At 72.4% G+C, this 7,096-nt stretch carries 5 protein-coding genes; 2 read left to right on the forward strand and 3 right to left on the reverse strand.

Features of this window, described 5'->3' with window-relative positions; all coding sequences use genetic code 11:
• Positions 1-307 precede the first annotated feature (307 nt).
• Positions 308-856: a MarR family winged helix-turn-helix transcriptional regulator gene (locus tag CCN29_RS28190; protein ID WP_006135126.1), complete on the reverse strand. Its 549-nt coding sequence runs from the start codon at positions 854-856 to the stop codon at positions 308-310.
• Positions 857-978: 122 nt separating this feature from the next.
• Between CCN29_RS28190 and CCN29_RS28195 the strand changes: the two genes are divergently transcribed.
• Entirely contained in the window at positions 979-2,247 is a 1,269-nt protein-coding gene (locus CCN29_RS28195; protein WP_086685420.1) for an MFS transporter, read from the forward strand.
• Positions 2,248-2,256: 9 nt separating this feature from the next.
• Here the strand turns inward: CCN29_RS28195 and CCN29_RS28200 are convergent, their stop codons facing one another.
• Entirely contained in the window at positions 2,257-3,912 is a 1,656-nt protein-coding gene (locus CCN29_RS28200) for an ATP-binding SpoIIE family protein phosphatase (RefSeq protein WP_006135123.1), read from the reverse strand.
• Positions 3,913-4,081: 169 nt separating this feature from the next.
• A complete protein-coding gene (locus tag CCN29_RS28205; RefSeq protein WP_031024689.1) occupies positions 4,082-5,461 on the reverse strand; it encodes an NAD(P)/FAD-dependent oxidoreductase in 1,380 nt (459 codons plus the stop codon).
• A gap of 374 nt (positions 5,462-5,835) precedes the next feature.
• Here CCN29_RS28205 and CCN29_RS28210 point away from each other — a divergent pair, with 374 nt between their 5' ends.
• Complete coding sequence (locus tag CCN29_RS28210) at positions 5,836-6,570, forward strand: TetR/AcrR family transcriptional regulator (RefSeq protein WP_086685422.1); 735 nt, start codon at positions 5,836-5,838, stop codon at positions 6,568-6,570.
• Positions 6,571-7,096: the final 526 nt, after the last annotated feature.

Consider the following 7,096-nt stretch of genomic DNA (forward strand, 5'->3'; position numbering starts at 1 on the left):
TTCCGACTCTATCAGATCTTTTTCTCGACCTGACCCCCGGTCAGCGGGGTTTGTCTTCCCGGCCCTTGCGGCCCGTTCCGACGTCTCAAACCTTAGCGGACTCTCTCCGTGTTTCCCAAATCGGGAGTGTGGAATTGAATTCAGGCATGCGGACATGCCGAAGTCGTTCCCACTGGGAGGTCGTACTGAGGTTTGGTTGCCGCTTTCGCGGCGAAAGTGCTGCCGGAGAACCGTTACGGCCCCGTGGCAACCCGAAGAACCTTACGGATTGCCCAGGGCCGCGTCAAGCGCCCGCAGCCAAGATCTTTCAGTCCAGGTCGGTGAGGCGTCCGCCGGCGTCCGGCTGGGCGTCCTCCACCCGGCGCAGCAGGCGGGTGAGGACCTCACCGAGGGCCGTGCGCTCGTCCGCGTCGAGGTCCTGGAGCAGGTCCGCCTCGAAGACGGTGGCCATCCGCATGGCCTCCTGCCACTTCTCCCGGCCGGACGGGGTGAGCTCCACGATGACGCGGACCCGGTTGTTCTCGTCCCGCTCCCGGGTGACCAGACCTTCCGTGACCATCCGGTCGATGCGGTGGGTCATGGCGGCCGGGGTCAGGCCCAGGCGCTTGGCGAGGTCGCTGGGGCCCATCCGGTAGGGGGCGCCGGAGAGGACGAGCGCCTTGAGGACCTCCCAGTCGGCGTTGGTGATGCCGAGCTCCGCGGTCTGGCGGCCGTAGGCGACGTTCATGCGGCGGTTGAGCCGGGACAGCGCGTTGACGATCTTCTCGACCTGGGGGTCGAGGTCCTGGAACTCGCGCTGGTACGCGGCGATCTGCTCTTCGAGGGTCGGCTCTTCCAGGCCGGGGGTGTCGCCCATGCCCGCAGTATGGCACGCCCCTTCTTTGCCTTGAAGTCCTTCGCCGTGTACTCTTTAGCTTCGAACTTTAGCTTCTAAGTCTTCACTCCTAACTAGTGAGAGAGGTGAACGTGACCAGGGCGATGGGCGCAGCGATGCGCCGGATCCACGTGGGCAACGCACTCAGCGCTTTCGGGCTGGGCTTCACGGTCCCGTACCTGTACGTCTATGTGGCGCAGGTGCGCGGGCTGGGGCCGGTGACGGCGGGGATGGTCCTCGCCGTCTTCGCCGTGGCCGCGCTGATCGTGCTGCCGCTCGCCGGACGGGCGATCGTCCGGCGCGGACCCCTCCCGGTGCTGCTCGCCGCCCTGCTCACCGCCGCCGTCGGTTCGCTCGGTCTGGGGCTGTCGGCGAGTGCGGCGACCGTGCTGCTGTCGGCGGCGGCGCTCGGCGCCGGACAGGCGGTCATGCAGCCGGCCCTGGCGACGATGATCGTGGACTGCTCCGGTCCGGAGACCCGGTCGCGGGCGTTCGCCACACAGTTCTTCCTGCAGAACCTCGGGCTCGGCGTCGGCGGCCTCATCGGCGGTCACCTCGTGGACCCGACGAAGGCCGGCTCGTTCACCCTCCTCTTCTCCATCGAGGCGGCGATGTTCCTGCTGCTGGTCGTGGTGATGTCAACGGTGCGGATGCCGCGCTCGCCGCGGATCGACGGCGCGCCCGCGCAGTCGGCCAAGGGCAGCTGGAAGCAGCTGCTGGACAACCGCGCCATGGTGCAGCTGTGCGTGCTGGGCTTCGTGCTGTTCTTCGCCTGCTACGGCCAGTTCGAGTCGGGTCTGAGCGCGTACGGCGTCGAGGCGGCCGGGATCTCCACCTCCACGCTGGGGACGGCGCTGGCGGCGAACACCCTGATGATCGTCGTCGCGCAGTTCGCGGTGCTCCGGTTCGTGGAGCGGCGCAAGCGGTCGCGTGTGATCGCGTCCGTGGGTCTGATCTGGGCCGTGGCATGGGCCGTGGCGGGGTACGCGGGGCTCGGCGGTGCGAGCCAGGAGGTGGCGACGGCCGCGTTCGTCTCGACGTACGCGCTGTTCGGACTCGGGGAGGCGATGCTGTCGCCGACGCTGGCACCGCTGGTCGCGGACCTCGCGCCGGCCGGGATGGCCGGTCAGTACAACTCGGCCTTCGCCCTGGTGAAGCAGCTCGCGCTGGCCGTGGGTCCGGCCGTGGGCGGGCCGCTGGCGGCCTCGCTGCACGCGCCGTACATCGTGGTGTTCCTGCTGTTCTCCCTCGGGATCACCGTGCTGGCCCTGCGGCTCGGGCGGCAGCTCACCGCCGTGCAGGACCAGCCGTCCGCCGCCGGCAGCCGGGTCGTGGCGCAGGGCGGCGCGGAGCAGGCACCGGCGCGCGCCTGACCGCGCGCGTCACACGCCGACGCCGGCGGTCTTCGGCAGCAGGAACTCGCACCAGACGGCCTTGCCGCCGCCCGGTGTGCGTCTGCTGCCCCAGGAGGAGGCGATCGTCGCGACGATGGCGATGCCCCGGCCGGACTCGTCGCCGGGCTCCGCGCGGCGGCGCCGGGGCAGGTGGTCGTCGCCGTCGGTGACCTCGATGATCAGACGGCGGTCGGTGCGGCGCAGGCGCAGCCGCATCGGGGGCGTGCCGTGCTGGAGGGAGTTGGCGACCAGTTCGCTGGTCGCCAGGACGCCCAGGTCGTGCAGCTCGGCGGGGAAGCGCCAGCTGGTGAGGACGCCGGACGCGAAGGCACGCGCGCGTGGGGCCGCCTCGATCCCGCCGAGCAGCTCCAGCGCGGCGTTGCGGAACAGCTCGCTCTCGGGGCCCGGGCGCGCGGGGTGCTGGAGGACCAGGACGGCGACGTCGTCGTCGTGGTCCGGGGTGACGCCGGCCGAGCGGACCAGGCGGTCGCAGACGACCTGGGGGCCGCCGGTGGCTCCGGCCAGGGCGCGCTCCAGGGCGGCGATGCCCTCGTCCAGGTCCGCGTCGCGGCGCTCGACCAGGCCGTCGGTGTAGAGGACGGCGGTGGAGCCGGGGCCGAGCGGCACGGAGCCCGACGCGTGCATCCAGCCGCCGGTGCCGAGCGGGGGGCCGGTCGGCTCGTCGGCACGCCGCACCGTGCCGCTGTCGTCGCGCACCAGGATGGGCAGATGCCCGGCGGACGCGTACACCAGGCGGCCCTCGTTGGGGTCGTGGATGGCGTAGACGCAGGTGGCGATCTGGTTGGCGTCGATCTCCATGGCGAGGCCGTCGAGCAGCTGGAGCACCTCGTGCGGCGGGAGGTCCAGGCGCGCGTACGCGCGTACGGCCGTACGGAGCTGGCCCATGACGGCCGCCGCGCGCACCCCTCGTCCCATGACGTCGCCGATGACCAGGGCGGTGCGGCCGCCGCCGAGGGTGATGACGTCGTACCAGTCGCCGCCGACCGCCGCCTCGGTGCCGCCGGGGTGGTAGGTGGCGGCGACGCGCAGGTCGTCGGGCTCCTCCAGCTCCTGCGGGAGCAGGGAGCGCTGGAGTGTGACGGCGGTCTCGCGCTGCCGGCGCTCGCTGGCGCGCAGCCGCTCGGCGGCCTCGGCGTGGTCGGTGACGTCGGTGGCGAAGACCAGCACCCCGCGGCTGTCGCCCTCTCCGGCGGGCGTGCAGGTGAACGTGTACGAGCGTCCGTCAGGCGCCTTGCGCGACTTGACCGTACGGGGCTTGCCGCTGCGCAGGACCTGGTCGAGGAGGGGCAGCAGGCCCAGCTCGTCGAGCTCCGGGAGCGCTCCCCGGGCGGGCGCGCCGACGGGGCGCAGGCCGAAGGCGGCGGTGTAGGCGTCGTTGAGATAGGCGATGCGGTGGTCGGGGCCGTGCACCAGGGCGACGAGGCAGGGGACGCGGTCCAGGACCTCGCGCACCCCGAGCTCGTCGACGGGCGGCACCGGCCGGTCCCCGTCGGTGGGCCGCTCGACGCGGGCCGCGGGCACGGAGCCCTCTCCCCGCCGGTCCGGGGATGCCGTCTGCTCGGTCCGCGCTGCGGCGCGGCGCTGCGTTCCGGGGAGCCGGGCGCTCCAGCGCGTGAAGTTCACGAATCCTTGCCTCGTGTAGTTGTCGGCGGCCGGACACCGGAACCGGCCGGGGCCCGGAGGCCGCACCGGGGCGGGCCCTCCCGCCCGCGGTGGTGGACCAGTGTGGCAGGGTCCGGCCGGGCCGACATCCGCTAGACGCCGGTCCGGCCCCAGGAGTTCCTGGGTCCGGTCAGGACGACCCCTTCGGGTTGTGCGGTGGGTCCTGGGAAGGCTTTCCACCGGCCGCCAGTTCGAACTCCGCCCGAGGGTGTTCGAGTGATCCGAGCGAGACGATCTCCCGCTTGAAGAGGCCCGCGAGCGTCCACTCCGCGGCCACCCGGGCCTTCCGGTTGAAGGTCGGCACCCGGCTCAGGTGGTACGTCCGGTGCATGAACCAGGCGGGGTAGCCCTTCAGCTTGCGACCGTAGATCTGGGCGACCCCCTTGTGCAGCCCCAGGGAGGCCACGGAACCGGCGTACTTGTGGGCGTACGTCTCCAGGGGTTCGCCGCGCAGGGAGTGGACGACGTTGTCGCCGAGCACCCGCGCCTGACGCAGGGCGTGCTGCGCGTTGGGGGCGCACTCGCGGCCCTCCTCGCGCGCGGTGACGTCGGGTACGGCGGCGGCGTCCCCGGCGGCCCAGGCGTGCGGGACGCCCTCGACGGACAGTTCGGCGGTGCAGCGCAGCCGGCCGCGCTCGTTCAGAGGCAGGTCGGTGGCGGCCAGCACGGGGTGCGGTTTGACGCCGGCCGTCCACACGACCGTCCGCGTCGGGAAGCGCGACCCGTCGCTCAGGACGGCCACACGGTCGGCGCAGGAGTCGAGCCGCGTCTCGAGCCGTACGTCGATGTTCCGCCGGCGCAGCTCGGTGACCGTGTAGCGGCCCATCTCCTCGCCGACCTCGGGCAGGATCCGGTCCGACGCCTCCACCAGGATCCACTTCATGTCCTCGGGGCGGACGTTGTGGTAGTACCGCGTGGCGTACCGGGCCATGTCCTCCAGCTCGCCGAGCGCCTCCACGCCCGCGTAGCCGCCGCCGACGAAGACGAACGTCAGGGCGGCGTCCCGCACCGCCGGATCACGGGTGGAGGAGGCAATGTCCATCTGCTCCAGCACGTGGTTGCGCAGCCCGATGGCCTCCTCCACCGTCTTGAACCCGATCGCGTGCTCGGCGAGGCCCGGGATCGGCAGGGTGCGCGCGACGGACCCGGGGGCGAGGACCAGCTCGTCGTACTCGATCCGGATGCCCTCCGTCCCCTCCTCCTCGGTGGCCGGGGTGCGGACGGTGGCGGTGCGGGCGGCGTGGTCGACGGCGGTGGCTTCGCCGATGACGACGCGGCACCGGTCGAGGACACGACGCAGCGGTACGACGACATGACGAGGGGAGATGGCGCCGGCGGCCGCTTCGGGCAGGAACGGCTGGTACGTCATGTACGGGTCGGGCGTGACGACCGTGATCTCGGCCTCGCCGCGTCCGAGCTCCCGTTTCAGCCTCCGTTGCAGACGCAGGGCCGTGTACATCCCGACGTAGCCGCCGCCGACAACGAGAATGCGCGCACGTTCCTTCACCATCCCATGACGCACCCGCCGCTTGCGTTTGTCCACAGCCCCGACCAATTGTGTGACCGTAGGAAGGTGGAGCCCGTGGTTGGCCGAATTACCGACCCAACCCCGATCGCCGCAGGTCACCCCCGGTGATCGATCCCCGTCGCAGGGAACATTCGGGACGTATGCGACTCGTGGTCCGATCGAGGGGCGCTCCGTGCGGAACGTGCCCCTTCTGAATTGACCCGGGCTCAACTATGTTCATGTGTCGACGGGGTGCAGGGGGATGTGCTCATCGGGTCCGCGACGGGCGGGGCCGACAGGCCGGTCCCGTTTCCACGCCCCGGTCGTCAATGGCGGGGAGAGTCTCCGGGGGGAGACGTCATTACCGGGGGATACACATGCATGTTCAGGACTCTCGATGGTCGTCCGCTGTCGCCTCTGGCGCGACGATGAGCGCCGCCTCCGGCGGGCGCCCGGACGGCACACGCACGACACCGCTGCGCGTCGACGCCCAGCGCAACCTGGAGCACGTGCTGCGGGCCGCGCGTGAGGTCTTCGGCGAGCTGGGGTACGGCGCGCCGATGGAGGACGTGGCGCGCCGGGCGCGGGTCGGCGTCGGCACGGTGTACCGGCGGTTCCCGAGCAAGGACGTGCTCGTACGGCGGATCGCCGAGGAGGAGACGTCCCGGCTGACCGAGCAGGCGCGCGCCGCTCTGGGGCAGGAGGACGAGCCGTGGTCGGCGCTCTCGCGCTTCCTGCGCACGTCGGTCGCCTCCGGCGCGGGGCGGCTGCTGCCGCCGCAGGTGCTGCGGGTGGGCGTCGCGGAGGAGCGGGGCCTGCCGGAGCACGCGCGGCTGCCGCAGCAGCGGACGCAGCCGGCGGGTCAGCTGCGGCTCGTGTCCGAGGAGCGGGTGGAGGACGACGGCGGGGCGGCGGAGCTGCTCGATGTCGTGGGGCAGTTGGTGGAGCGGGCTCGGGCGGCGGGAGAGTTGCGGGCGGACGTGTCCGTGTCCGACGTGCTGCTCGTCATCGCGACGGCGGCTCCTTCCCTGCCGGATGCGGCCCAGCAGGCGGCGGCCTCTGCTCGCCTCCTGGACATCCTCCTGGAGGGCCTCCGCAGCCGGCCCTCCTGACCCGCGGTCCCCTCACCGGCGAGGCCGGCGCCCTGGTTCGACACGGGGTGCCGGTCTTTCCTGTGCGGGGGTGACGGGTGTTGCACACCCGGTGCCCCTGCAACACGCCCGGCGTTGGTGCGGGCCGGGGGGGCGTCGGCGCGCCCCCATCCCCCAACGCCCCAGACGGCGCGAGAGCCCCCGGTCGGTGGGACAACAACCGCCGGCGTTGGTGCGGGCCCGGGGGGTGTCTGCGCAACTCGGCGCCCACGAGGTGCCGCCGCGCCCGCCCTCCCCCACTCTCGGCTTCGCTCGAGCGGGAGGTACCCCCATCGCCCTGGGGGTACCTCCCAGGCCCTCAAGGCACTGGGGGAGGCACGAATGCCCGCGGCTAGCGGCATCGCGACCGCCGCCATTCGGCCGCGCGCTCGCGGTTGACGGCCGCAGCTTGCCGGACGGCGGCGGCAAGCTGCGGCCGGCAACCGCGAGCCCGCGGCCGAATGGCGGCGGTCGCGATGCCGCTAGCCGCGGGCATTCGTGCCTCCCC

The organism is Streptomyces pseudogriseolus (genome assembly GCA_002154585.1).
GTDB lineage: Bacteria > Actinomycetota > Actinomycetes > Streptomycetales > Streptomycetaceae > Streptomyces > Streptomyces pseudogriseolus.